The organism is Burkholderia sp. 28_3 (assembly GCF_003253915.1).
Lineage (GTDB): Bacteria > Pseudomonadota > Gammaproteobacteria > Burkholderiales > Burkholderiaceae > Burkholderia > Burkholderia cenocepacia.
Window position 1 is genome coordinate 491,255 of sequence record NZ_QKZF01000001.1, and the last position, 25,820, is coordinate 517,074.

Consider the following 25,820-nt stretch of genomic DNA (forward strand, 5'->3'; position numbering starts at 1 on the left):
ACGCATGGGCATCCTGAACGGCAAGGTCGCGCTCGTCACGGGCGCGGGGCAGGGCGTCGGCCAGGGCGTCGCGCATGCGCTCGCCGCCGAAGGCGCGCACGTCGCGGTGGTCGGCCGCACGCGCGACAAGCTGCTCGCGACGTGCGAAGCGATCCGTGCGCGCGGCGGCCTGGCCGACGCGTTCGTTTGCGACGTGATGGACGCCGCGCAGATCGCGCGGTGCGTCGAGGCCGTCGTCGAGCGGTGCGGCGGCGTGCAGATCCTGATCAACAACGCGCAGGTCGTGCCGCTCGGCCGCCTGCTCGACGTGAGCGACGCGGATTTTCTGGCGGGACTCGAATCGGGGCCGATCGCGACGCTGCGGATGATGCGCGCGTGCCATCCGCATCTGAAGGGCGACGGCGTGATCGTCAATTTCGCGTCGTCGGCCGCGGTGCGCTGGGATGCGTCCGGTTACGGCGCGTATGCAGCGACCAAGCAGGCGATTCGTGCGCTGACGCGCGCTGCCGCATGCGAATGGGGCGCGGACGGCATCCGCGTGAACGCGGTCGCGCCGCATGCGTTGTCGCCGGGCCTGAAAGGCTGGATCGATGCGCATCCACAGGAAGCGGCCGCGTTCTTCCGCACGATCCCGCTCGGCCGCGTCGGCGATTGCGAGCAGGACATCGGGCGCGCGATCGTGTTTCTCGCGAGTCGCGACGCCGCGTATCTGACGGGCGCGACGCTGCCGCTCGACGGCGGACAGGCGTACTGGGGCTGACGTCGCACGGCGTGTGCCCATCATCAATTCGGCAGCCGCCCGCATGCGTGCGCAGCGCTGCCGGCAAACCGGAATCGAGAGAGGACGACATGGGTCGACTGGCAGGCAAGGTAGCGATCGTCACGGGCGGCGCGCGCGGCATGGGCGCCGCGACGTGCAGGCTGTTCGTCGAAGAGGGCGCTCGCGTGGTGATCGGCGACGTGCTCGACGCGGAAGGCGAAGCGCTCGCGCGCGAACTCGGCGACGCGGCGCGCTTCGTGCGGCTCGACGTGGCCGACGAAGCGAGCTGGGCGCGTGTGGCCGAGGCGGCCGTCGAGCAGTTCGGCCGCATCGACGTGCTCGTCAACAACGCGGCCGTGCTGACGTTCGGCGGCATCACCGAGCTGTCGAAACGCGATTTCGAGCGGGCGGTGTCGATCAATCTGGTCGGCACGTTCGTCGGCATCCGCACGATCGCGCCGCGCATGATCGCGCAGCAGAGCGGATCGATCGTCAACATCTCGTCGGTGGACGGGCTGCGCGGCGTGAATGCGCTGGCCGCGTACGTGTCGAGCAAATGGGGGGTGCGTGGGTTGACGAAGGTCGCCGCGCTCGAGCTCGGTCACCAGGGTGTGCGCGTGAATTCCGTCCATCCGGGCGGCGTGAACACCGCGATGTCGAACCCGACCGGCGCGCCGCTCGAGGAAATCAACCGGCACTATGCGAACGTGCCGCTGCAGCGCGTCGGCTTGCCCGACGAGATCGCACGCGCGACGCTGTTCCTCGCGAGCGACGAAGCGTCGTACTGCAACGGTGCGGAACTGGCCGTCGACGGCGGGATGGCGGCGGGCGCGTATTACCCCGGATTGCCTGGCGCACCGTTTTGAGCGGGGACGTGTGGCGGGCATTCAAACAGGATGTTTGTGTACGCAACCTAATTCAGGGTTTGCCTGAGTAGCGAAAACGCGAATTCGCGCGGCGCGCGTTTGCGTCGCGAGTACGCACGAGCGGCAGGGTGAAATTGCCGCTCGTGCGAAACCCTTGCGGGGCGGCCGTCGCGGCCGTTTCGTCCCCAAAGCCCGCGCGACCACGCCTGTAAAAAGGACCTGTCTGCAACGCGCATGCCGGCGCGCCGTCACAGTTGTTTCTTGTTGCAACGCAACGCCCGCCCAATAACGGCGATGGTATGCTGGCCGGCATGGAGTTGTATGGCAGGTTGCTTGCATGGCGAAACTCGCGTTCGCACCCTCTAACGAGACTTCACCTTCTCTCGCACGCATCGCGGCATCGACGCGCGCTCCGCTCGCGCGTCCCGTCCTGCGCGCCGCATCCTCCTGCGCTCCGCACGCATTCCCCATCTCGCGGGCTCGCCCCGCATCCCCCATCCCCGCCAATAATCTGGAGACATCCCCATGTCGCAAAACACCATGGCCGAAGCGACACACGGCCCGCTGATCGCTCCGCCGGCTTTCGTCAAACATCGCAAGCTGATCGACTGGGTATCGCGTATCGCGGCACTCACGGAGCCCGAGCGCGTCGTGTGGTGTGACGGCTCGCAGGAAGAATACGATGCGCTGTGCCAGGCGATGGTCGATCAAGGCACGCTCAAGCGCCTGAACCCGGCGAAGCGCCCGAATTCGTATCTCGCGCAATCCGACCCGTCGGACGTCGCGCGCGTCGAGGATCGTACGTTCATCTGCGCGGCCTCGCGCGACGACGTCGGCCCGACCAACAACTGGATCGAGCCCGCCGAAATGCGCGAGACGCTCAACGGGTTGTTCCGCGGCTCGATGCGCGGCCGCACGCTGTACGTCGTGCCGTTCTCGATGGGCCCGCTCGGTTCGCCGATCGCGCACGTCGGCGTCGAACTGTCCGACAGCCCGTACGTCGCGGTGAACATGCGGATCATGACGCGCATGGGGCGCGACGTGTACGACGTGCTCGGCGAGGACGGCGATTTCGTGCCGTGCGTGCACAGCGTCGGCCATCCGCTCGAAGCCGGCCAGCAGGACGTGCCGTGGCCGTGCAACCCGGTCAAGTACATCGTGCATTTTCCGGAAACGCGCGAGATCTGGAGCTTCGGCTCGGGCTACGGCGGCAACGCGCTGCTCGGCAAGAAGTGCTTCGCACTGCGCATCGCGTCGACGATGGGCCGCGATCAGGGCTGGCTTGCCGAACACATGCTGATCCTCGGCGTGACGTCGCCGGCCGGCAAGAAGTATCACGTCGCGGCCGCGTTCCCGTCCGCGTGCGGCAAGACCAACTTCGCGATGCTGATCCCGCCGCAGGGCTTCGACGGCTGGAAGGTCACGACGATCGGCGACGACATCGCGTGGCTGAAGCCGGGCCGCGACGGCCGCCTGTATGCGATCAACCCGGAAGCCGGATTCTTCGGCGTGGCGCCGGGCACGGGCGTGAAGACCAATCCGAACGCGATCGCCACGCTCAAGGAAAACGTGATCTTCACGAACGTCGCGCTGACGGAAGACGGCGACGTGTGGTGGGAAGGGCTGACCGACACGCCGCCCGCGAAGCTGACCGACTGGCAGGGCAATCCGTGGACGCCCGACATAGCCAAGGAAACCGGCCGCAAGGCCGCGCACCCGAACTCGCGCTTCACCGCGCCGGCCGCGCAGTGCCCGTCGATCGACGACGACTGGGAAAATCCGGCCGGCGTACCGATCGACGCATTCATCTTCGGTGGCCGCCGCTCGACGACGGTACCGCTCGTCACCGAGGCGCGCGACTGGGTCGAAGGCGTGTACATGGCCGCGACGATGGGTTCCGAGACGACCGCGGCAGCCGTCGGCCAGCAGGGCATCGTGCGCCGCGATCCGTTCGCGATGCTGCCGTTCTGCGGCTACAACGTCAGCGATTATTTCGCGCACTGGCTCAAACTCGGCAAGCAGCTCGAAGCCGCCGGCGCGAAGCTGCCGAAGATCTATTGCGTGAACTGGTTCCGCAAGGATGCGAACGGCAAGTTCGTGTGGCCGGGCTTCGGCGAGAACATGCGCGTACTGAAGTGGATGCTCGATCGCCTCGAAGGCACCGGCGGTGGCGGCGAGCATGCGTTCGGCGTGTCGCCTGCGTATGAAGACCTGCACTGGGACGGCCTCGATTTCACGCGCGATCAGTTCGATGCGGTGACGTCGATGAACGCCGACGAATGGCGCGAGGAGCTGAAGCTGCATGCGGCGCTGTTCGAGACGCTGAAGCTGCGCTTGCCGGCTGAAATGACCGACACGATGAAGAAGATCGAGCAGCGTATCGGCGGCTGACGCGGTACGCATCGTTATCGACCCTGACGTCCCGCCGCCGGCGTTTGTTGCCGGCGGCGGGACGTTTTTGTTTCTTCGCTTCGCGTGGCGAACGATTTTTGCTGGCCGGCACAGCCTGTCTCGCGACAGCCCGTTTCGCATATTCCCCGACATGGATGAGTGCGATAACGCACGCTTGCGCGCCGATCGATTCGGGACAATCACGACTCGTCCGTCGACACAGCGACGTCGTCGGTTATCGGATTGGGCGCGCCGTTTCTCGTGTCGGAATTTGGCTGCGAAATTGGCGACGCTCCGATACAAACTCCTTGGGGGCGTTGATGATTGCTGAATCGATGAGGTGGCTATCGGACGTGGCGGGTCGTGTACTGTCCGGCCGCCGGAATGGCCGATCGAACTCGAGATCGGCCGGCTTCGTGTGCATCGCATTCGTCGTCGTGCTGCTGGCTGGCCGACCCGCAATGGGCCAGACCAATACGCCGGTGCCTGCCATCAACCTTGGCAGCGAAATCAACGACATCATCAATCAGAACGCCAGCAACCCGACGCAAGCGATCAACAACTACATGGCCGGTCTTGCCGCGACGAATGCTCGCTGGGTTCGGATCGATATCAACTGGGCGCGCATTCAACCGTCGCAAACCAGCATTGACGTCAACGATCCGAATCCAGGCAGCGGCAATGGACTGAACTGGGGCGTGACGGACACGGTTATCCGTGCGGCACGCAACAACGGGCTGCGAGTGCTGGGCTTGATTTTGCTGACCCCGCCGTGGGCGGCCAGTTCGAAATGCTCGGGCGGCTATCAGCAGGCGAACGGCGTTCCGTCATGGCTGTGCGCACCGGACCCAACTCACTACACCAACTTTGCTCGGGCCGCGGCCAAGCATTACGGCAGCGACAGCTATGGCGGACAGGTCGACGCATGGGAAATCTGGAACGAACCGAATTGCGGCATCGATTTCATGCCTCACGATCCGGTGCTGTATACACAGATCCTGAAGAGTGCATATCCGGCGATCAAGCAAGCGAACCCGGGCGCTTATGTGTATGCGGGCGGAAGCGCGGCCTGCACGACGTATCCGAACAACACGAGCGGTGCACTGCCACCGAACGGCGTGGCGGGACTCGTCGATTCGAGCAGCCCGGGCTATCCCGCCCCGACGCAGTGGGATCCGCGCGATTGGCTCGCCGTGATGTACGCCAACGGCGCGCACGGGTATTTCGATGCGCTCGCCCATCATCCTTACTGTTACTCCGACGACTGGCAATCGGCTCAGGACCAATGCCCGAGCACGGCGCTCAACTCGACATATCCGCAATACTCGAATGCGTTCAACATGATGTGGCATACCTTTTCGTCGCCGTCGTACGCGTGGCCGTCGAGTACCGGTAATACGTTTTCGAGTTATACCGGCACGAGCTTGCGTGACCAGATGAACGCAGCCGGTGATGGCGCGAAGGCCATTGCGTTGACCGAATTCGGTGCGCCGACGACCGGTACGGACGGCGCGACCAACTTCACCGGAACGTTGGGTGGCTCGTCGACGCAATATACGAATGCCAATTTCCGGACCATGCAGAATGCGCCTTTCCTCACGCAAGCAAACCAGGCGCGTGAATACCGTGCGCTGATGGCATGGATCGCGCAGCAACCGAAGGGCGCATACGGTCCGGTGTACGCATACTGCTATTCGGATATGGCGTTGTCGATGCCGAACAGCACGAACATCTACGAGCCGTACTTCGGCATCGTGACGCTCGGTGCGACGACTGGTTCGACGGGTACCCCGGGCACCGCGAAGATCGAAGGAACGCCACAGGCGAACTCGAGTGCGTACTACCCCGCGTGGCCTGATTTCGGAATCAATGCGCGGGCCGCGGCGGCAGGCACCACGGGCTATGCACCGATCGGTCCGGGCTGGTTCAATGCGTTGGGCAAATAGCCGTATTTCAGCGACTGGAAGGACGTGTAGGTCGCACGAGAAATCGTGGTTCCGTTCGAGACGCTGAAGCTGCGCTTGCCGGCTGAAATGACCGACACGATGAAGAAGATCGAGCAGCGTATCGGCGGCTGACGCGATACGCATCGTTATCGACCCTGACGTCCCGCCGCCGGCGTTTGTTGCCGGCGGCGGGACGTTTTCGTATCCACGCCGTGCTTGACCCGTTCGCTCACCGCGCGCTGCAATGCGCGACGACTTCGTCGACCGCGCGCTGTACGTCGCCGCGCCGGTAGCGCAGCAGTGCGATATCCGCCGGATCGGGCTCGTACGACACGACGGTGCCACGCCCCGTGTAGATCGCGATGTCGGGCAGCAGCGGATGCTCCTGGTCGAGCGATGGCACGTCGCGCGGGTTGCCGGCCGCGCGGAAGAACGCGGCGAAGTAGTCGGCGAAGCTCAGGTTCTCGTCGCCGACGAGATAGGCCTTGCCGGCCTCGCCGCGCTGCAGCGCGCCCCAGATCGCTTCCGACAGCGATTGCGTCGAGATGAAGTTGCTGCCGCCGGCCGGCCCGTACACCGGCAGTCCCGCCAACTGGCCCTTCGCATACCCCGTGTACGCGGCGAACATCTCGTTGCGCAACCCCGGCACCGACCCGACGACGAACGGCGCATTGACGCTGCACACCGCGAACGACGGCGTCGCGAGCGCGCGCACGCGTTCGTCGGCGAGATGGCGCGAGCGTACGTACGGCACGGTGTCGACGAGCGCCGGCGCGACCTGCGGGTAGAAGCTGCCGACCAGCACCGCGCGCTTCACGCCCGCATCGCGTGCGAGTGCGAAGAAACGCGGCACCGCATCGACGTTCGCGCGTTCCCAGTGCGCGGCTTCGTCGGTGCCGGGCGGCAGATGGCGGATGTCGTTGCCGGCCGCGAACACGACCGCGTCGAACGGCGCGAGATCGTCGCGCGTGAAATTGCCGGCCACGTAGTCGCGTTGCAGCACGTCGAACTGCGCGAGCGCGCTGCCGGCCGCGGCCGGCTTGCGTGCGGCGAGCGTCACGTGATTGCCTTGCGCGTGCAGATGCAACGCGGCGTGGCCGCCGATGAGGCCCGTGCCGCCGACGATCAGGATCTTCATGGTGTCTCCGGTGGCGGCGCAAGGGCGCCGCGTGAAATGAACGGATGAAGCGGCAGGTGTGTCTGGCCGCTGCTCGGAAATCGAAGCCGTTGCCCGCGACGCATGGCAGTGGGTCTAGAAGCCGTTCGGGTCGCGATACCCGCTGACTGCCGCGAGCGCGTCACCGTCGACGTCCCGCATCGTGCCGGTGATCCGCGTCGCGAGCCCGCCGGCAAGGAACAGCGCGGCATCTGCGATGCCGCCGGCGAAGCGAGCAGAAGCACGCATCGTTCAGCCTTCCAGCGGCAGATCCTGCGACCAGTCGACGTGCAGCGTGCGCGCGGCGAAGCGCCACGTGCCGCCGTCGAACACGCAGCGGTCGCGATAGCGCAGCCCCCAGTCGAGCTTGCGCTTCACGCCGTCGCGCACGTACATGTGGCATGCGACGCCGTAGGTCTCGACATCGGCCTCGCCGCCGTCGAGCGTGACGAGCTGGTTGTGCACGTGATGCTGGGTCGCGTCGTAACGCTCGATCACGCGCATGCCGGCGACGATCGCGTCGCGGTCGTCGAAGCGGAAGCCGGGGCCGGCCAGCGTGGCGTCGGCGGTGAAGAGGGCGGTGAGGCGAGGCCAGTCGCGCCGGTCGACGGCCTGGGCGTAGCGGCACGCAAGCTCGTACAGCGCGTGGCGCGAATGCGAATCGGTCATGCAGTGCTCCCGTGGAAGAACGGAAAGAGTCGGTCGCGTCGCGTATGCGAACGCGGCGGCATTGCGACGTCGATGCGCAGGTTCGCACTGGACCGGTCGACCTTCATCACCCATACGGAGCAGGGCCGGGGTCGGGGAAAACACCGGGGACGGCCGGCGTGCGGCGTACGCGCGCGAGTCGATGGTGCGATGCGGTGACGAAGCAGGACATGCGTCTGACGATTGAAGCGACCGGTCGAGCAAGGCGTGTCACGTGATTGCCTGCCCCGCAGGCATGCGATGCCGTCGGTATCGATGCTGCGGCGCGACATGCGGCGCCCGGTCCGCTCAGCGTTTGCCCCTAGTCGAAACGGACGATGGCCGCCGGCCTGGCGCTGGCTACCGTGCAGTCATCCGGTGCGGCACGCGAGGCACGCCGGACACGAACCGCACCAGCGGCCAACCGGAGGGGACGACGATCATGAGACTGACGACTCGCAAGCTGTGCGTACTGGCGATGGGCACGTTCGCTGCCATGGCGATGGCGCGATACGGCGCGGACGAAGTCCCGTCGCCGCCGTATGCGGCCGGCATCCTGCAATGCCGCTCGGTCGATCCGAACGGGTTGCCGACCGGGTGCGTGCCGATCGATCCGTCGCACTTCGGTTTCGCCGCGCTGCGCGGCATGTGACGCCGGTGCGGGCTCGAGCCGCGCAGGAAGGGCGCCATCGCGGCGCGATGGCGCGTGGACCGCTTTCGGCGAGCGCACGCGATACGACACGTGGCGTGTCGCATCAGGCAGCGTAGCCGGTCAGGTTTCATGTCGTCGGCGTTCCATCCGCGCGGCGCATGGGCTTCGTATCGACCACGCTGCTTCGCGTCAGGTCGTCCACGCGGGCGGCCATCGCCGCGCCCGCAGCATCCCGCAGATTTCCTCCACGCCGATCCATTCGTCATGTCATTCGACTATTCCCTGACCCATCCCCTGAACCTGCGCGACGTGCACCGCTGGGACGCCGACCACGACGTCGTGATCGTCGGCTTCGGCGCGGCCGGCGCGTGTGCCGCGATCGAGGCCGCGAGCGCCGGCGCGGACACGCTGATCGTCGAGCGCGCGTCGAGCTACGGCGGCACGAGCGCGCTGTCGGGCGGCGAGATCTACCTCGGCGGCAGCGGCGGCACGCCCGCGCAGCGGCAGGCCGGCTTCACCGACGACACCGAGGACCTGTATCGCTACCTGATGCTCGCGGGCGGCCGCGACGCCGACGACGCGAAGGTGCGCCTCTATGCGAACGAGAGCCTGGCGCACCACGACTGGCTCGTCGCGCAGGGCGTGACGTACAAGAACACGTTCATCGCCGAGCGGATCGTCGAACCGGAAACGGACGACTGCCTGATCTGGTCGGGCAGCGAGGAAGCCTGGCCGTTCAGCGAGGCCGCGAAGCCGTGCCCGCGCGGCCACACGCCGCAATGGCCGGGCTGGGGCGGCGGGCAACTGCTGATGCGCGTGCTGGCCGAGCGTGTCGCGGCGCTCGGCGTGGCCACGCGCTACGACACGCGCGCGGTGGCGCTGATCGTCGACGACGGCGGCGCGGTACGCGGCGTCGTGCTGCGCGCGTATGGCGACACGGTGTTCGTGCGTGCGCGCCGTGCGGTGATTCTGTGCGCGGGCGGTTTCGCGATGAACCGCGACATGGTGCGCCGGCATGCGCCGCAATTCCTGCGCTCGGACGAGCCGATCGGCAGCCCGGGCGACGACGGGTCGGGCATCCTGCTCGGCCAGAGCGCGGGCGGTGCGGCGATCCACATGGACGAGGGCTTCGTCAGCCTGCCGTTCTACGCGCCCGAAGCGCTGATCAAGGGCATTTTCGTGAACGCGCGCGGGCAGCGCTTCGTCAACGAGGACGGCTATCACGGCCGCACCGGCCACCATGCGTTCCATCAGGCCGACGATCGCATCTACCTGCTCGTCGATCACGCGACGTACCAGGAGCCGCCCGCCATCGCGCGAATCGGCATCGCGGCGGCCGGCGAAACCTGGGAGGAGGTCGAACGCGACCTGCGGATGCCGGCCGGCACGCTGACGGCGACCGTCGACGTCTACAACCGCCATGCGGCCGACGGCGTCGATCCGCTGTTCCACAAGGCGAAGCAGTGGCTGCAGCCGCTGATCGAGCCGCCGTTCGTCGCGCTCGATTGCCGGATCGACTACGCGTTCTATCCGCACTTCACGCTCGGCGGGCTCGATACGCTGCCCACCGGCCAGGTGCTCGATGCGACGCGTACGCCGGTGCCGGGGCTCTACGCAGCCGGTCGCACGACGTGCGGGCTGCCGCGCTGGGGCGCCGGATACAGTTCGGGGCTGTCATTGGCCGACGCGACGTTCTTCGGCCGGCAGGCCGGCCGTCATGCGGCGCAGGCCGTGCGCGACGCAGTGCGCAGCGCCGCGTAGCGCCGCCGGGGCCTGAAACGAACGACGCCCCGGACCATTCATCGGATGGCCCGGGGCGTCGTCGTTTGCGGCGACCGGATGGCGGTCAGCCGAGCTCGAGTGCGTTCGTCAGGTCGCCCGGCGGTGTCGCGCCGCGCGCGGCGAACGCGTTGTCGCGCAGGACCACGCCGTCGAGCGGCGCGAGCCCGTGCACGCGGCTGATGAAGCGCAGGATCGAGTTCGTGTCGTACAGCGTGTGATCGACGAAGCCCTTTTTCGCGAACGGCGAGATCACGAGCGCCGGAATCCGCGAGCCGGGGCCCCAGCGGTCGCCGACCGGCGGCGCGACGTGATCCCACCAGCCGCCGTTTTCGTCGTGCGTCATCACGATCACGGTGTTCTCCCATTGCGGGCCGCGCCGGATATGGTCGATCACGGTCGCGATGTGACGGTCGCCCGATTCGATGTCCGCATAGCCCGCGTGCATGTTCAGGTTGCCCTGCGGTTTGTAGAACGTGACGGCCGGCAGGCGGCCCGCGTCGATGTCGGCGATGAAGTGGTTGGTCGACGGCTCGTCGCCGAGCCCCGCGTCGCGCAGGTGCTTGCGGCGCGCTTCGGTGCCCGGCGCGTAGTTCACGAAGTAGTTGAACGGCTGGTGGTGGTACTGGAAATCGGGCACCGTGCCCGTGTCGCGATGCTCGAGCGCGTACTGCCACGCGCCGCTGTACCACGCCCAGTCGATGTTCCTTTCCGACAGGCGGTCGCCGATCGTCGCGTAGCCCTGCGGCGGCATCACGCGATGGTCGGCCGGGTCCGCATACGCGGCATTGCCCGGATCGGGCGGCGGCACGTAGCTCGGCTGGTACGGCGGGGCCATCGTGTTCACGCCGTAGCCGTCCGGCGTGAGCGGGCCGTCGACCGCGAATTTCGGCGGGCCGTCGAGCGCGGACGCGGGCGAATCGTCGGCGAGCTTCAGGCGCGTGCCGGCCGGATCGTCGCCTTCGACCTTCGACAGCAGCTTCGCCGCATGCGGATGCTTGTGCGCGTCCGGATACCGCGGCGGCTGCGCGGAAATCAGGAACATGTGGTTCATCCACGAACCGCCGAAGGCGGCCATGAAGAAGTTGTCGCACAGCGTGTATTGCCGTGCGAGATTCCACAGCCGCAGCGTGTCGGCCGAATTGCGGTAATGGCCCATCACGAGGCCGCCCGAATCGGCCCATGCGGCGAACTGGTTGTTGCGGCCGTCGGCGATCTGCATCTGGTTCTGGTAGAAGCGGTGCCACAGGTCGCGCGTGATCACGCCGTTCGGCAGCGGCTTGCCCTGCGCATCGGTAATCCGGAACGGCGCGTTCGGCAGCTTGTCGATGTCGCGCTCGGCGATCGCGTAGCGCTTGCCGTCCACTTCCTGCGCCTGCGGCACGAGCCCGCCCCAGATCTTCGGCAGCACCGGCAGCGGCGTCTTGCCGTCGCGGTCGAGCTGCTGCGCATGCTCGGGCCGCACTTCGCTCAGCGGATAACGGACACCCGGGAAATCGCCGTACAGGTTCGCGAAGCTGCGGTTTTCCGCATAGATCACGACGATGTGGCGCACGCGCTGGCGCAACGCCTCGTCGATGCGCAGGTCAGCGGCCGAACGCGGCGCGTTGCCCGCGGTGGTTTCGCAGCCGGCGAGCGCGACACCGGCGCCGAGCGCGGCGAGGCCGCCGAGTAAGCGGCGGCGGTCGGGATCGGCGGGAAGGTCGTCGGGGCGATCGGGGGTGTCGTTCACGTCGTGGGCTCCTCGGGTGGGCGGGTGGGCTGGTCGTTCGATGCGCGCCCGGCGGCCGCGCGGGCTGCGGCGAATGCGGCGCGGGATGCAACGGCCGGCATCGCGCGCGGCGGCACGATGCGACTGTCACAAAAATGTCATGAACGCGACTATAGCGCGGCAAGGGGGCGGATGAAAGCCGTTTGTCGGACGATTCGACGCTTGCGCCGCGAGCGCTGCGCGACGTCCACGCGCGAACTAGACTGGAATCAGGGGCGGCGCGTCGCGGCGCGCCGCCCGGGCGAGGATCGCCCGGCGACGCCGGCCCACGGGTTGCCGAGGCGGCATCGATGCGACGAACGACGCGAGACAGCGAGGCGACGATGACGTGGATGCATGGCGTTTTCGCATGGCTGCCGCGGCCGCGTACCGGTTGCGCGCGCGTGCCGGCGTGAGCGCACGCCGTGCAGCAGATACGGCCGGCCCGATGCCATGGACAGGAAATTCGACTACCCGGGATTGCTGATCGCGGCGGGCTTCTTCGTGCTGTTCGCCGCGCAGTTGCTGATGCTGCATCCGACGTCGACACCGATCGCATACAGCGATTTCCACCGGCTCGTCGCCGCGCGGCTGGTCGACGATCTCGAGGTCGGCCCCGCGTCGATCTCGGGCACGCTGAAGATGCCGCAGGCCGGCACGCTGCTGCCGGCGTCCGACGCCGCGGTCGTGCAGCAGGCCGGCACACCGTGGCGCTTCACGACCAGCCGCGTGACCGACGAACACCTGATCGACATGCTGACCGCCGCCGGCATCCGCTATCACGGCACGCCCGACACCGGCTGGATCGCGTCGCTCGCATCGTGGCTGCTGCCGCTCATGCTGCTCGTGTTCGTGTGGAACATGATGCTGCGCAAGCGCGGCGGGCTGCAGGACTTCACCGGGATGGGCAAGAGCCGGGCGCGCGTGTACGTGCAGCAGGAAACCGGCATCACGTTCGACGACATCGCCGGCATCGACGAAGCGAAGGCCGAACTGCAGCAGCTCGTCGCGTTCCTGCGCAACCCCGATCGCTACCAGCGGCTCGGCGGCAAGATCCCGAAAGGCGTGCTCGTCGTCGGCGCGCCCGGCACCGGCAAGACGCTGCTCGCGCGCGCGGTGGCCGGCGAGGCGGCCGTGCCGTTCTTCTCGATCAGCGGCTCGGCGTTCGTCGAGATGTTCGTCGGCGTGGGCGCCGCGCGCGTGCGCGACCTGTTCGAGCAGGCGCAGCAGAAGGCGCCGTGCATCGTGTTCGTCGACGAGCTCGATGCGCTCGGCAAGGTGCGCGGCGTCGGCCCGATGTCGGGCAACGACGAGCGCGAACAGACGCTCAATCAATTGCTGGTCGAGATGGACGGCTTCCAGGCCGGCTCCGGCGTGATCATCATGGCCGCGACCAACCGGCCCGAGATCCTCGATCCCGCGCTGCTGCGGCCGGGCCGTTTCGATCGCCACATCGCGATCGACCGGCCCGACGTGAACGGCCGCCGCCAGATCCTCGGCGTGCACGTGAAGCGCGTGAAGCTCGCGGCCGACGTCGATCTCGGCGAGCTTGCGTCGCGCACGCCGGGCTTCGTCGGTGCCGATCTCGCGAACGTCGTCAACGAGGCCGCGCTGCATGCGGCCGAACTTGGCAAGCCGGCGATCGGCATGGCCGATTTCGACGAAGCGATCGACCGCGCGCTGACGGGCCTCGAGCGCAAGAGCCGCGTGATGAACGAGCAGGAGAAGCTGACGATCGCATATCACGAAGCCGGCCACGCGCTCGTCGCGGAAAGCCGCGCGCATTGCGACCCGGTGAAGAAGGTGTCGATCATTCCGCGCGGCGTCGCCGCACTCGGCTACACGCAGCAGGTGCCGACCGAGGATCGCTACGTCCTGCGGCGCAGCGAGTTGCTCGACCGGATCGACGCGCTGCTCGGCGGGCGCGTGGCGGAAGAACTCGTGTTCGGCGATGTGTCGACCGGCGCGCAGAACGACCTCGAACGCGCGACCGCGATGGCGCGCCACATGGTCATGCAATACGGAATGAGCGAGAAGATCGGGCTCGCGACGTTCGACGACGGCGACGCGCGCCAGGGTATGCCGGGCGCATGGCATGGCGCCGACGGCCGCTGCAGCGAGCATACCGCGCGCATGATCGACGACGAGGTGCGCACGCTGCTGACCGATGCGCATGTGCGCGTCGCGGCGACGCTCGGCGAACGGCGCGACGCGCTCGAACGCATCGCGCGACGGCTGCTGCAATGCGAGGTGCTCGAACGCGACGCGCTGCAGGCGCTGATCGACGGGCGCGTCGAACCGTCGTCGGCCACGCCGGCGTCGCCCGGTGACGATGCCGGCGCGCGCGGCGGCGCGATCGAAACGGAGCAGGCGTCGGCGGTCGAGCGCGATTTCGTCGCGTACGGCCGGCCGCATGAACACGATCGCTGAAGCCGCCGCGTGGCGTTTGCGCTGGAGCGGCAGCACGTCGATCCGCAGCCGGACACCGCGCATGTCGATGTCGATATGGTGCGGAACGAAGCGGGCAGGGTGCGCGTGGGCGCGATGGCCGTGCGCCGGTCGGTCCGCCGGACCTGGGCCGGCCTCGCGGCCGCGACGCGCGCGCATCCCGATTTCGGTCGACGCGTGCGATGCAAACGGCGTCGTGCTCGAATGCGCGACGACCGGCGCGTGAGCGCGCGTCAGCGCGTCAGGATTCGGCCGCGGCCGCCACTTCGGCCGCTTCGGTGAGCGCTTCGAGAAAGCGCGTGCGCCACCAGTGCACGTCGGTCTTGCGCATGATCGCCATCAGCGCCGCGTGACGCTGGCGGCGCTCTTCGAGCGGCATCGTGAGCGCGCGCTGGATCGCCTGCGCGGTGCCCTGCGTGTCGTACGGATTGACGAGCAGCGCCGACTTCAGTTGCTCGGCCGCGCCCGCGAAACGCGACAGCACGAGCACGCCGGGGTCGGCCGCGTCCTGCGCGGCGAGGAACTCTTTCGCGACGAGGTTCATCCCGTCGCGCAGCGGCGTGACGAGCGCGACCCGGCTTGCGCGGTAGAGGCCCGGCAGGCGCTTGCGCGCGACGGTGCGGTGGATGTAGCGCATCGGCATCCATTCGAGCTCGCCGTAGTCGCCGTTGATCGCGCCGCACAGGCTGTCCATCTCGCGCCGCAGGTCGTCGTACGCGCCGAGATCCTCGCGGCTCGGCGCGGCGATCTGGATCAGCGTCGCGCGGTCGCGGTTCTCCGGATACTGTTCGAGCAGCTGGCGGAACGCATGCACGCGCTGCGGCAGCCCTTTCGTGTAATCGAGCCGGTCGACGCCGACCAGCAACTGGCGGCGCGAATATTCGTCGCGCATCCGCTCGAACATGTCGAGGCCGTCGCGATCGCGCGCGAGCGACTCGAACTCGTCGACGTTGATGCCGATCGGGAACGCGCCGGCCGACAGCGTGCGGCCGAACGCGCGCAGCCGGCCGTCCGGCAACCGCGCCGCGCCGGCTTCCGCCTCGACGTAATGCTCGAAGTGCAGCAGATCCGATTCGGTCTGGAAGCCGACGAGGTCATACGCGAACAGCGAGCGCATCAGCCATTCGTGTTCCGGGATCGCGGCCATGATCGGCGGCGGCGGCATCGGGATGTGCAGGAAGAAGCCGATCGGATTCGTGCACCCCATCGCGCGCAGCTCGGCGGCGAGCGGAATCAGCTGGTAGTCGTGCACCCAGATGACGTCGTCGGGCCGCAGCAGCGTGCTCAGCTTGCGCGCGAACAGCTGGTTCACGCGCCGGTAACCGTCGGCGAAGCGCCGGTCGAACTGCGCGAGGTCGAGCCGATAGTGAAACACCGGCCACAGCACGTTGTTCGAGTAGCCGAGGTAGTAAGCGTCGTAATCCTGCGGATCGAGATCGATCGTCGCGAGCTGGATGCCGCCGACGTTCTGGATCTGCACGTCGTCGCCCCGTGCGGCCTGATCGTCGCCGCCGCGTAGCCTGCCGCTCCAGCCGAACCAGACGCCGCCGGTTTCCTGCAGGCTGTCCTTCACGGCGACGGCGAGGCCGCCGGCCGCGGCTTTACGGGGATCTGCGATGCGATTGGATACGACGACGAGTCGGCTCACCAGCTCTCCTGACGATTGTTGGGGGAAGGTTCGTGCGGCCAAGGCGCGAGAGGCAGACGCCGCCATCGGCGCGCGCTGCGCGATACGATGGGGCCGCATGGCGATCGGACGGGAGTCAGGGCATGCGATTCGCCGTCCGGTCGAGAAGTGCTTTTTTTAGGATACTCGTCATTCGTGCGTTTTAAAAGTCTGTGTCGACGGACGAGGTGGGCCCGCCTGTCGCGCGGTATCGGTGACGACGGCACGGCAACGCGCGATGCGGGAGCGGGACCGAAACTTGCGCACGGCTGCGGACGCAATGTGTGCAAGGCCAGGCGGCGCGTGGCGCGCATGGCGGGCGATTTTGTCGGCGATCCATGTGCGCGCATGACGGCACGCGAATCGGCGGCACTGACCTTCGATGCGGAATGCGGCTGTGCTGCGCGGCGTGTCGGCCTACACGCGCGCGTGCCGGAAACGCGTCGCACGCAGCGGCGATGCGCGTCGCCATGCATGCGTACTTCCGGACGCGTTATCGGGTGACGACGACGCGCTGCCGCATCGCGTGCCGCGCGTGGCCGCGCATCGTCCGGTGCGCGCCAGCGCGGCGCACGCGCACAAGCGAAACAGCGTGCGCATCGCCGTCTCGTTCGCGACCGCCGTTACGCGGCAGCCGGCTGCCAGTGACGCGGGCCGGCTTCCTGCGCATGCGCGCCGGGCGACGCGCCATGTGCGCCGGACGGCATCCGGAACGCGGCGACCGTTTCGGACAACTCGCGGCCCTGCGCCTCGAGCGACTTCGACGCGGCCGCCGCCTGCTCGACGAGCGCCGCGTTCTGCTGCGTCGTCTCGTCCATCTGCGTGATCGTCAGGTTCACCTGGTCGATGCCGCGGCTCTGCTCGGCCGACGCGGCCGCGATCTCGCCCATGATGTCCGTCACGCGCGCCACGGCCTGCGTGACGTCGGACATCGTCTTGCCGGCTTCGCCCGCGAGCGCCGAGCCGTCGCGGATCGTCTGTACCGACGCGGTGATCAGTTCCTTGATTTCCTTGGCCGCCGTCGACGAGCGCTGCGCGAGATTGCGCACCTCGCTCGCGACGACCGCGAAGCCGCGGCCCTGTTCGCCCGCGCGCGCGGCTTCGACCGCCGCGTTGAGCGCGAGGATGTTGGTCTGGAACGCGATGCCTTCGATGATGCCCGTGATGTCGGCGATCTTCGACGAGCTGTGGCCGATCTCCGTCATCGTGTCGACCACGCGGCCGACCACCGAGCTGCCGCGGTGCGCGACGTCCGACGCATTCGCGGCGAGCGTGCTCGCCTGTTGCGCGTTTTCCGCGTTCAGGCGCACCGTCGACGTGAATTCCTCCATCGTCGCCGCGGTTTCCTGCAGCGACGCGGCCTGTTCCTCGGTGCGCTGGCTCAGGTCGAGGTTGCCCGACGCAATCTCGCTGACCGCGTGCGCGATGCTGTTCGACGAGTCGCGTACGCGGCCGACGATGCCGATCAGCCGTTCGTTCATCGTCCGCAGCGCGTCGAGCAGGTCGCGCGTTTCGTCGTTGCCGCGCACCTCGATGCGGCTGCCGAGATCGCCGTTCGCCACCGTGCGCGCGACGTCCACGGCCGCGCTGATCGGCACCGTGATCTTGCGCGTCAGCCACAGGCCGCCGCAGGCGGCGATCGCGACGGCGATCAGGCAGATGCCGGCCAGCAGGTTGCGCTCGACCGTGTAGCGATCCGCGAAGGCCTGCGCGATCTCGGTTTCGCGTTCGTGCGTATAAGTCGCATAGGCGTCGGTCGCCCGCACCAGTTGCGCGAGCAACGGGCGGCAATTGTCGTCGATGTCGGCGGTTGCCTCGTCCTTCTTGCCCGCCTGCGCGAGCCCGACGATGCGCAGTGCAACGGGTCCGTAGCGGGTTTCGATGCGCACGATGTCGGCCACCAGTTCGCGTGCGCGATCGGAGGTGTCGGTCGCGTTCGCCATGAGTTCCTTGAGCTTCGCGAGATGGTCCTGTACGTCTTTGTGCGCGCGGTTCACCTCGGCCAGCTCGGCCTCGACGTCGGCCGGCCGGGTGACGAGCACGAGGTTGCGCGCGGCGATCGCGCGCCGGTCGACTGCGGTGCGGATGTGCGCGGACAGGTTCGCCCGTGCGTTGATGCCGTTCATGTAGCGTGAAAACTCGGCGTTCGTGTCGGACAGTGCCTTGAGAGCCATGCCCGACACGATCACGACGACTGCGGCGAGCAGGCCGAAGCCGCCGAGGAGTTTCGTTTTGATGCTCATTCTGGCGATTTTCACGTTTGGGCCCCCGTGCGTGTGGTTGGCAAATGGAATTTATTAGTTCGACCAGATACGGGCTCGTGCCGGCTTTAACGGGTATTCGCGATGATTCTTTACCCTTCGAAAACCCTGATATTAGCTTTTCGAGTGATGAAAGCCTTGTCGCTTGGGCATTCTTGATCCCGATCAATAAGCTGCCGGGAGGGCATTTATTCAATGCGTTATGCGGGGGGATTTGAAACCGGTTTTACTGATAAAACAAAAACCATCTTCTTTATAATAATTGTCTGATGATTTCTTTCTGATTTACCGGTGAATAACGGAATTTCGTTGCGGACGAATTGGGGTGCGATCCGGCGTGCGTTTCAATGCGAAACGATGCGATCGATTGACGGATAAATGGGAAGGCGCGGGCGGTTCGGGTGCGCGCCGGCAAAAGGCTCGCGGCGGGCGCCGCGAGCCGTGCGAGGGTCAGAACGTGGTGCGCAATCCGGCCATCACGCTGCGGCCGCCTTGCGGGGCGAAGCCGCGCACGACCGACGTCGAGTAGCGAATTTCCTGGTTCGTCAGGTTGTCGCCGCGCAGGTACGCGAGCCAGTGCGTCGGGCCGACGCGGAACTTGTACGTCAGCATCACGCCGAGCGACGTATAGCCGTCCGTCGAGAAGTCGTCGTCGGGCACGCGATGCTGCGACCACGCATGCGTGACCTGCGCGCGCGCGCCGAACGGGCCGTAACCGTAGTCGGCCGCGAGCGTCGCGCGCAGCGGCGCGATGCGCGGCAGCGGCTGGCCCGTGTCGACGTTGCGCGCGTGCGTGTAGTCGGCCGTCAGTTCGAGATCGACCGTGTGGCCGCGCCGCGAGAATGCCCGCCACTTGCCGTCCAGCTCGATGCCGTAGAACTCCGCGCGCACGCCGCGGTAGATCGCCTCGTTGAGCGAGCCGTCGGTGCCGGGCGCGACCGGTTCGCCGTCGTCGTCCACGACGCGGCCGGTGTTGTACTCGGTCAGGTAGTTCGAGAAGCGGTTGTAGAACACGCCGACGCTGCCGCGGTTCGGCCCGCTCGCATAGCGCAGCGACAGGTCGGTCGACACGGCCTTTTCCTTCGACGCGTTCGGGTTGCCGATCAGGAACTGGCCGGTCGCATCGTGCGGGCCGTTCGAATACAGCTCGTAGAAGGTCGGCGCGCGTTCGGTGTAGGCGACGTTCGCCGCGATCGACCAGACCGGCGTCAGCGTGAACAGCGCTCCGGCCGACAGGCTGCCCGCGTTGAAGTCGCGCGGCTGCGCGCCCGCGAATTTCTCGACGCCGGCGGGATCGGGATCGACCTTCACATGCTCGAAGCGGCCGCCGAGGCTCAGCTTCAGCGCCGGGACCACCTGCCATTCCTCGAGGCCGAACAGCGCGACGCTGTTGGTGCGCGTGGACGGCACGAGCATTTCGTCGCCGAGCGCCGAGAACGTGTTCTGGCCGAACTGCACGCCGATCGCGCCTTCGAACGGCCCGATCTTGCGATGGCGCGCCTCGATGCGCGCCTCGTAGCCGCGATTGCGGAAGGTGGTCGCCGTCTCGCCGTTGTCGATTTCCTTGTGACGGTAGTCGGTGTACGCGAAATCGAATTTCAGCGTCGTGAACGGCCCGCTCAGGTTGCGCACCTCGGACGCGAGCGCGAGGCGTTCCTGACGCATCCGCAGCCGCACGTCGCTTTCCGCGACCGAGCCATAGTTCGATTCGTAGCCGCTGTACGACAGGCCTGCGAAACCGTCCGCCCACGTGTACGACGCGCCGACCGCACCGCCGTGCACGCGGCCGTCGCTGTTAGGCACGTTGCCTTCCGGTTGCGGCGTGTCGGGACCGTCGATCGCGCGTTGCTGGCTGCTGCGCGCGTAGCCGGGAATCCGCAGCTTGCTCGTTTCGCGATCGAACGCGTCGACGTGAAATGCGAAGCGGCCGTTGCCGCCTTCGACCTGCGCGGCGCCGGCACGCACGGAATTCGCGCCGCCGTAGCGCGCGTCGAGCGCGCCGGTCACGCCCTGGATCGCTTCGCGCGGAATCCGGTTGTCGATCGTGTTGACCACGCCGCCCACCGCGTTGCCGCCGTACAACAGCGCGGCCGGCCCGCGCACGATTTCGACGCGCTCGATCGACAGCGGATCCTGCGGCACCGCATGGTCGTACGACAGCGACGACGCGTCATAGGCCGCGACGCCGTTCTGCAGCAGCCGGATCCGGTCGCCGTCCATCCCGCGGATGATCGGCCGGCCGACCATCGGCCCGTAGGTGGTGGTCGACACGCCAGGCAGCCCGTTGAGCGTTTCGCCGAGCGAATCGGCCTGGCGGCGTGTCAGCGCATCGCCGGAGAGCTGGACGGTCGGGGCGATCAGTTCGGTGTCGCCGAGCGGGTTCGCGGTCACGAAGATCGGTGCAAGCGGCGCGGATGCGTTGGCGGGCGTGCCGGACGCGCCCGGTGCATCGGTCTGCGCGTGGGCGACGGCGGCGAACAGCATCAGCGACAGGGACGAGAGCGGGCGAAGCGGTAAGCGAGGGAGGTCGCGCATGGTCGGTGAATCGGTTGGAATCGGATCGGATAACGAGCGATGCGGGTCACCGCTGGATACGATATATTGTTGCGTCTATGACGCGCAATGACCCGTTGGAACATGGCTCGGCGAGGCTCGGCCACCGGGTCGGGACGGCGTCAGGCGGACGAGCACGCGAAATGATATGTTATATCATGTCAAATTCCAAGCCGAATGGCGGGATCTCGTCGGGTTTCCGTCGGAGCGGTGAAAGGGTGGCGCGAGCGGCGGGGCGGCGAGCGATCGACGGCTCGAGCTTTCACGTCGAACGATGCCGATCGTGGCGCGTCGGGTCGATTGCTGCATCCGTTCCGATGCGTTGACGCGTATCAACGTGCTCCGATTCCGGAACCGGATACTGAGTCGCTCATCGACCAGACAGGAGCGACGCATGACCCAGACCATGAAAGCGGCCGTGGTACACGCGTTCGGCGCGCCGTTGCGCATCGAGGAAGTGCCGATTCCGGCACCGGGGCCCGGCCAGATTCTCGTCAACATCAAGGCGTCGGGTGTTTGCCATACCGATCTGCACGCGGCCGACGGCGACTGGCCCGTCAAGCCGTCGCTGCCGTTCATCCCGGGCCATGAAGGCGTGGGGATCGTCGCGGCGGTCGGCGCGGGCGTCACGCACGTGCGCGAGGGCGATCGCGTCGGCGTGCCGTGGCTCTATACGGCCTGCGGCCATTGCGAGTACTGCTGCACGGGCTGGGAAACGCTCTGCCACGGTCAGCAGAACACCGGCTATTCGGTGAACGGCAGCTACGCGGAATACGTGCTGGCCGATCCCGACTACGTCGGCCAGTTGCCCGCGCAGGTCGCGTTCGACGAGATCGCGCCGATCCTGTGCGCGGGCGTCACGGTCTACAAGGGCATTCGCGTCACCGACACGCGCCCGGGCCAGTGGCTCGCGATTTCCGGCATCGGCGGCCTCGGGCACGTGGCCGTGCAGTATGCGCGGGCGATGGGCCTGCACGTCGCGGCCATCGACATTTCCCCCGACAAGCTCGCGCTGGCGCGGCAACTGGGCGCGCACCTGACGATCGACGCGTCGATCGACGACCCCGCAACAGTGATCCAGAAGGAAATCGGCGGCGCGCACGGCGTGCTCGTCACGGCCGTGTCGCGCAGCGCGTTCGCGCAGGCGCTCGGGATGGTCCGGCGCGGCGGCACGGTGGCGCTCAACGGTTTGCCGCCGGGCGATTTCCCGCTGCCGATCTTCTCGACCGTGCTGAACGGCATCACCGTGCGCGGGTCGATCGTCGGCACGCGGCGCGATCTGCAGGAATCGCTCGATTTCGCGGCGGACGGCCTGGTGCGCGCGCACATCCACCGCGACCGGCTCGGCAACATCAACGACGTATTCGCGAAGCTGCGGGAAGGGAAGGTCGACGGGCGCATCGTGTTGACCGACATGCATTGAGGCGCGGGACCTGCGCCCGCCGCCGCGCGACGCATGGCGGCGGGGCGGCGGCGAGATGGTCGGGCTCGCGTTACGGCGCGAAGAACACGTCGGTGCGGTTCGTCAGGTTGCCCGCGTTGGTCTGCACGAAGAACGGATGGAACGACGACGACGGAAGGACGTCGAGCCCCTGGTAGTCGCCGATGAAGAACCCTTCGGCATTGGGCGCGAGCTTCATGTCGAACGGGCCGCCGACGCGCCGCTCGTCGGCGAACGTGGCGCCGCCGTCGTGCGAGATCTTGCGCCAGAAGCCGGTCGGCAGCGTCGTCGTGTTGCCGGCCTGCAGGTCGCGAAAGTCGTAGTGCGTGACCATCACCGCACCCGTGTTGTCGACGCGCACCGACGGATTGAACGCCGGGCGTCCGGTCGGCGTGTTCACCTGTTGCGGCGTGCTCCAGGTCGCGCCGCCGTCCTTCGACGTCGATAGCGCGATCTCGTCGTATGCGCCGCCGTTGAAGCGGCTGTCCTGCCACACGACATAGAGTTGCCCGGATGCGGGATCGATCGCGGGTTCCGGAATGATGTCGCCGGTGCGCACGGGTTCGCCGGTGTTCGGATCCGTGACGCCGACCGTCTGCAGTCCGGCGATCACCTGCGGCTGGGTCCACGTCGCGCCGTCATCGGTCGACTTGATGAACGCGACCTTGCCGGCCGCCTTGCTGAACGGCGGCTGGATCAGGTCGAAGAAATCGTAGAGCGTGCCGCTCTTCGGATCGACGACGATCTGGTTGCCGATCGTCTGCTGGCGCGACGGCACGTCGACGATGACCTTCGCGGCGCTCCACGTCTTGCCGCCGTCGGTCGTCTTCGAGAACAGCGTCGGCCCGCGGTACGCCTTCGTGTGCAGGTTCGCGTACGGATTGCCGTTCGGCAGCTCGAGACGGTCCCATACCGCGTACGCGGTGCCGGCCTTCACCGGGTTGGCGGTCACCGATTCCTTGTCGTTGAAGAACTGCGTCGTCGGTTCGTCGTTCGCGATCAGCACGGCCGGGCTGCTCCACGTTTGCCCACCATCGGTCGAGACCGACGCGCCGACCGCGTTGGCGTTGTTCGACTGGTTGAACGAGATCGATACCGAATACGCGGTGCCGTCCGGCCCGAACGATACCCACGGATCGGACGCGCGCTCGTATTTCAGCCCGCCCGGCGCGCATGCGCTGAACGGCTGCGGCGTGCGCGCCCAGGTCGCGCCGGCATCGAACGTGTAGCCGGCGACGAGCCCGTGGGCGCCGCCGTTCGACCAGCGGTCCTGCTGCCACACGCCGATCATGTTGTTCGGGTTCGCCGGGTTGACCGCGAGCCACGGTTCGACTTCTGCATTCACGTAGTTGGTGCCCGGGCCGCCGATGGTGCACGCGGCGAACGGGCTGGGGCCGGAGACGACGACGGGTTCGGCGTGCGCCGCGGCAGCGGCGGCCAGCGCCATCGCGGCGGACAGGCAGGTGACAAGCGGATGGGACACGATCATGCGTCGCATGGACGACTCCTCGGTGAGGGGCGAATGCGATGGCGGGGCACGACGAGACAACGCGAGCCGGGGCGCGGCAATCATGCCGCGTGTCGTTGCGTGCCGTTCAGCATGCCGTTTCAGTCATCGCAATCCGCGTGCGCTGGATGCCGCCAGCGCTTCGGTTAAGACTCCTCTTCTTTTCATTGCTTGTCGGGTGTGTCTGCGATGTCGACCCGACGGGAAAGCCAGTCCGGGCATGCGACGAATGTGTCGAAGTGGATTGCAATGTAGGCGATTCGAATGCCGCGCGACAGGCGGTTTTTTGTAACAGGACGTAGCCGGAAAGCGTTGCCGAAAGCGCGCATCGGGCCCGCAAGTTTTGCCGTTGCGCGGCATGAAAATCGAATCGAAAACGCGAATCGCAATCGCTTGCGATTGATGCGCGCGCACGCCGGCCGCGCGCGCGTGAAGCGCGGTTCAGCGCTCCGCCGGAAAGCGCTCCTGCAACGCATGCAGCCAGCGCGCGACGACGTCGAGTTCGTCGTCGGAAAACCCGTCGCACAGCTTGCCGTTGAGTTCGCGCAGCAGCACGCGCGCACGCTTGAGTGCCGCGTGGCCGTCGTCGGTCAGGTACAGCCGCGTCGCGCGGCCGTCGTCCGAATCGGCATGACGCGTGATGAGGCCGGCTTTCGCCATCCGGTCGGCGAGGCCCGTCATCGCGGATGGCGCAAGTTGCAGCGTCGCGCCGACTTCGCCGATCAGCGCGCCGTCCTGTTTCGCGAGACAGAACAGCACGCCGGCCTGCGCGGCGCTCGCGCGCGTCTCGGTTTCGGCCTTGCGGTCGATCCAGCGCTGCACGCGCCGCTGGCCGATGTTCAACATGAAAAACAGTCGTCGGTCTTCGCTCAAGCTGGGTTCCCGGCTGCAATGGAAAGGGAGGGGCGGCCCGCGGCGCGCGGCGTGTCGAGCGCCTGCGCGAGCCAGTCGGCGACGTCGGGCCACAGCACGGTGCCGGGCCGGCTGCGAAAGAAGCCCATGTGCCCGACCGGGCCGCTGCCCGCCGCACGCGGATCGATCTGGCGGCGTTCGACCTTCGCGCGGGTCAGATAGCTTACCAGCAGGCCGATCGCGGCCGGATTCGCCCACGGATCGTCGTCGAAGCCGAGCGCGAGGATCGGCAACTGCTGCTTCGAGAAGCGCTCGGCCGCACCGAGCGTCGGATCGTCGAAGAAGTAGTGCGGCAGCGTCGTCCAGCGGCTCCATTCGCGGAACACGCCGGCCGGCAGATCCTCGCCGAGCCCGAGCCGCTTGCCGGGCACGTAGCCGAGCAGCGCGGACGTCAGCGGGCCGAGCACGCGCAGGATCAGCCGCACCTTCACGCGTTCGGCCGCCTGCGCGATCAGCCGCGTGCTGCCCGCATGCGCGGCGACGAGCACGGCCGCGCGCAGATGCGTCGTCGCGCCGGACAGCCCGATCGCGTGTCCGCCGACGCTGTGGCCGACCGCCAGCAACGGGAGCCCTTCATGCGCGTGCCGGGCCCACGCGGTCGCGGCGCCCACGTCGAGCTCCATCCAGTCGCGCATGCGGGCCTGCAGCGTGCGCAGCCGCGCGGGCCGCGATGCGCCGATGCCGCGATAGTTGTAGGTCAGCGCCGCGAAACCGCGCTCGGTCAGGAAGCGCGCGAAGCCCGCATACAGCCGCTCGGGCACGGCCGTCGCCGGATGGATCAGGACCAGCGCGCGCGGCGGCGCGTCCGGCGACCACAGCGTGCCGTGCAGTACGTAGCCGTCGGCGGCGGAAAATTCGATGGGTTCGGAGGTCATGGCCGTCCTCGCTCGGGCAGTTATTTCGTATGCGAAATATAGTCGGTAATGTGTTTCGCGTGCGAAATATCTATCGAGGAATCGTTCGAACTTCACGCGGCGGCGGCGGCCGGCGGCGAAGCGGCGGCCGCACGCGCGTGCTTCATAAAATATTTGCATCTTTGCATAGA

18 protein-coding genes are annotated in these 25,820 nt (G+C 67.5%); 8 read left to right on the top strand and 10 right to left on the bottom strand.

Features of this window, described 5'->3' with window-relative positions; all coding sequences use genetic code 11:
* Positions 1 to 4 precede the first annotated feature (4 nt).
* From DFS13_RS02340 to DFS13_RS02360, 4 genes are all read left to right on the top strand, one after another.
* Positions 5 to 760 (top strand): SDR family NAD(P)-dependent oxidoreductase, encoded by a 756-nt coding sequence (locus DFS13_RS02340; protein WP_060211139.1) that lies wholly within the window; start codon positions 5 to 7, stop codon positions 758 to 760.
* An 89-nt stretch (positions 761 to 849) separates the two neighbouring features.
* The gene (locus DFS13_RS02345) at positions 850 to 1,626 is read left to right on the top strand and encodes a glucose 1-dehydrogenase (RefSeq protein WP_034202312.1); all 777 of its coding nucleotides are present in this window, start codon (positions 850 to 852) and stop codon (positions 1,624 to 1,626) included.
* 525 nt (positions 1,627 to 2,151) lie between these two features.
* Complete coding sequence (locus DFS13_RS02355) at positions 2,152 to 4,017, top strand: phosphoenolpyruvate carboxykinase (GTP) (RefSeq protein ID WP_060211138.1); 1,866 nt, start codon at positions 2,152 to 2,154, stop codon at positions 4,015 to 4,017.
* 461 nt (positions 4,018 to 4,478) lie between these two features.
* Positions 4,479 to 5,963, top strand: a complete 1,485-nt coding sequence (locus DFS13_RS02360) for an EVE domain-containing protein (protein WP_226245070.1) — start codon at positions 4,479 to 4,481, stop codon at positions 5,961 to 5,963.
* A 229-nt stretch (positions 5,964 to 6,192) separates the two neighbouring features.
* Here DFS13_RS02360 and DFS13_RS02365 read toward each other — a convergent pair whose 3' ends face one another.
* The 3 genes from DFS13_RS02365 to DFS13_RS02370 all read right to left on the bottom strand — a co-directional run bounded on the left by DFS13_RS02365 (position 6,193) and on the right by DFS13_RS02370 (position 7,788).
* Positions 6,193 to 7,101: an NAD(P)-dependent oxidoreductase gene (locus tag DFS13_RS02365; protein WP_059722762.1), complete on the bottom strand. Its 909-nt coding sequence runs from the start codon at positions 7,099 to 7,101 to the stop codon at positions 6,193 to 6,195.
* A 114-nt stretch (positions 7,102 to 7,215) separates the two neighbouring features.
* Complete coding sequence (locus DFS13_RS40185; RefSeq protein WP_162838546.1) at positions 7,216 to 7,368, bottom strand: hypothetical protein; 153 nt, start codon at positions 7,366 to 7,368, stop codon at positions 7,216 to 7,218.
* A 3-nt stretch (positions 7,369 to 7,371) separates the two neighbouring features.
* Positions 7,372 to 7,788, bottom strand: coding sequence for a nuclear transport factor 2 family protein (locus DFS13_RS02370; RefSeq protein WP_006483012.1), 417 nt, complete (start codon positions 7,786 to 7,788; stop codon positions 7,372 to 7,374).
* A 460-nt stretch (positions 7,789 to 8,248) separates the two neighbouring features.
* On the opposite strand from DFS13_RS02370, the gene DFS13_RS02375 reads away from it, so the two are divergent.
* Both DFS13_RS02375 and DFS13_RS02380 read left to right on the top strand, forming a co-directional pair.
* Positions 8,249 to 8,458 (top strand): hypothetical protein, encoded by a 210-nt coding sequence (locus tag DFS13_RS02375; RefSeq protein ID WP_006483048.1) that lies wholly within the window; start codon positions 8,249 to 8,251, stop codon positions 8,456 to 8,458.
* A 264-nt stretch (positions 8,459 to 8,722) separates the two neighbouring features.
* Positions 8,723 to 10,219 (top strand): FAD-dependent oxidoreductase, encoded by a 1,497-nt coding sequence (locus DFS13_RS02380; RefSeq protein ID WP_060211136.1) that lies wholly within the window; start codon positions 8,723 to 8,725, stop codon positions 10,217 to 10,219.
* Positions 10,220 to 10,304: 85 nt separating this feature from the next.
* Here the strand turns inward: DFS13_RS02380 and DFS13_RS02385 are convergent, their stop codons facing one another.
* The gene (locus tag DFS13_RS02385) at positions 10,305 to 11,969 is read right to left on the bottom strand and encodes an acid phosphatase (RefSeq protein ID WP_060211135.1); all 1,665 of its coding nucleotides are present in this window, start codon (positions 11,967 to 11,969) and stop codon (positions 10,305 to 10,307) included.
* Between the two features lie 471 nt (positions 11,970 to 12,440).
* Here DFS13_RS02385 and ftsH point away from each other — a divergent pair, with 471 nt between their 5' ends.
* On the top strand, positions 12,441 to 14,417 hold the full coding sequence (ftsH, locus tag DFS13_RS02395) for an ATP-dependent zinc metalloprotease FtsH (RefSeq protein WP_109342490.1): 1,977 nt from the start codon (positions 12,441 to 12,443) through the stop codon (positions 14,415 to 14,417).
* 259 nt (positions 14,418 to 14,676) lie between these two features.
* Here the strand turns inward: ftsH and otsA are convergent, their stop codons facing one another.
* From otsA to DFS13_RS02420, 3 genes are all read right to left on the bottom strand, one after another.
* Entirely contained in the window at positions 14,677 to 16,083 is a 1,407-nt protein-coding gene (gene otsA, locus DFS13_RS02405) for an alpha,alpha-trehalose-phosphate synthase (UDP-forming) (protein ID WP_006483013.1), read from the bottom strand.
* A 641-nt stretch (positions 16,084 to 16,724) separates the two neighbouring features.
* Positions 16,725 to 18,344, bottom strand: coding sequence for a methyl-accepting chemotaxis protein (locus DFS13_RS02415; protein ID WP_080431208.1), 1,620 nt, complete (start codon positions 18,342 to 18,344; stop codon positions 16,725 to 16,727).
* Positions 18,345 to 18,812: 468 nt separating this feature from the next.
* A complete protein-coding gene (locus tag DFS13_RS02420; protein ID WP_012493345.1) occupies positions 18,813 to 20,897 on the bottom strand; it encodes a TonB-dependent receptor in 2,085 nt (694 codons plus the stop codon).
* A 412-nt stretch (positions 20,898 to 21,309) separates the two neighbouring features.
* On the opposite strand from DFS13_RS02420, the gene adhP reads away from it, so the two are divergent.
* Complete coding sequence (gene adhP / locus DFS13_RS02425) at positions 21,310 to 22,338, top strand: alcohol dehydrogenase AdhP (RefSeq protein ID WP_006483046.1); 1,029 nt, start codon at positions 21,310 to 21,312, stop codon at positions 22,336 to 22,338.
* A 70-nt stretch (positions 22,339 to 22,408) separates the two neighbouring features.
* Here the strand turns inward: adhP and DFS13_RS02430 are convergent, their stop codons facing one another.
* The 3 genes from DFS13_RS02430 to DFS13_RS02440 form a co-directional block, all read right to left on the bottom strand.
* Positions 22,409 to 23,854 (bottom strand): sialidase family protein, encoded by a 1,446-nt coding sequence (locus tag DFS13_RS02430; protein WP_060211132.1) that lies wholly within the window; start codon positions 23,852 to 23,854, stop codon positions 22,409 to 22,411.
* Between the two features lie 450 nt (positions 23,855 to 24,304).
* Positions 24,305 to 24,736 carry a MarR family winged helix-turn-helix transcriptional regulator gene (locus DFS13_RS02435; protein ID WP_006483055.1) on the bottom strand — a complete coding sequence of 144 codons (432 nt, stop codon included), beginning with the start codon at positions 24,734 to 24,736 and terminating at the stop codon, positions 24,305 to 24,307.
* Entirely contained in the window at positions 24,733 to 25,650 is a 918-nt protein-coding gene (locus DFS13_RS02440) for a serine aminopeptidase domain-containing protein (protein WP_006483051.1), read from the bottom strand. Before DFS13_RS02440 ends, DFS13_RS02435 begins: the two co-directional genes overlap by 4 nt.
* Between the last annotated feature and the right edge of the window lie 170 nt (positions 25,651 to 25,820).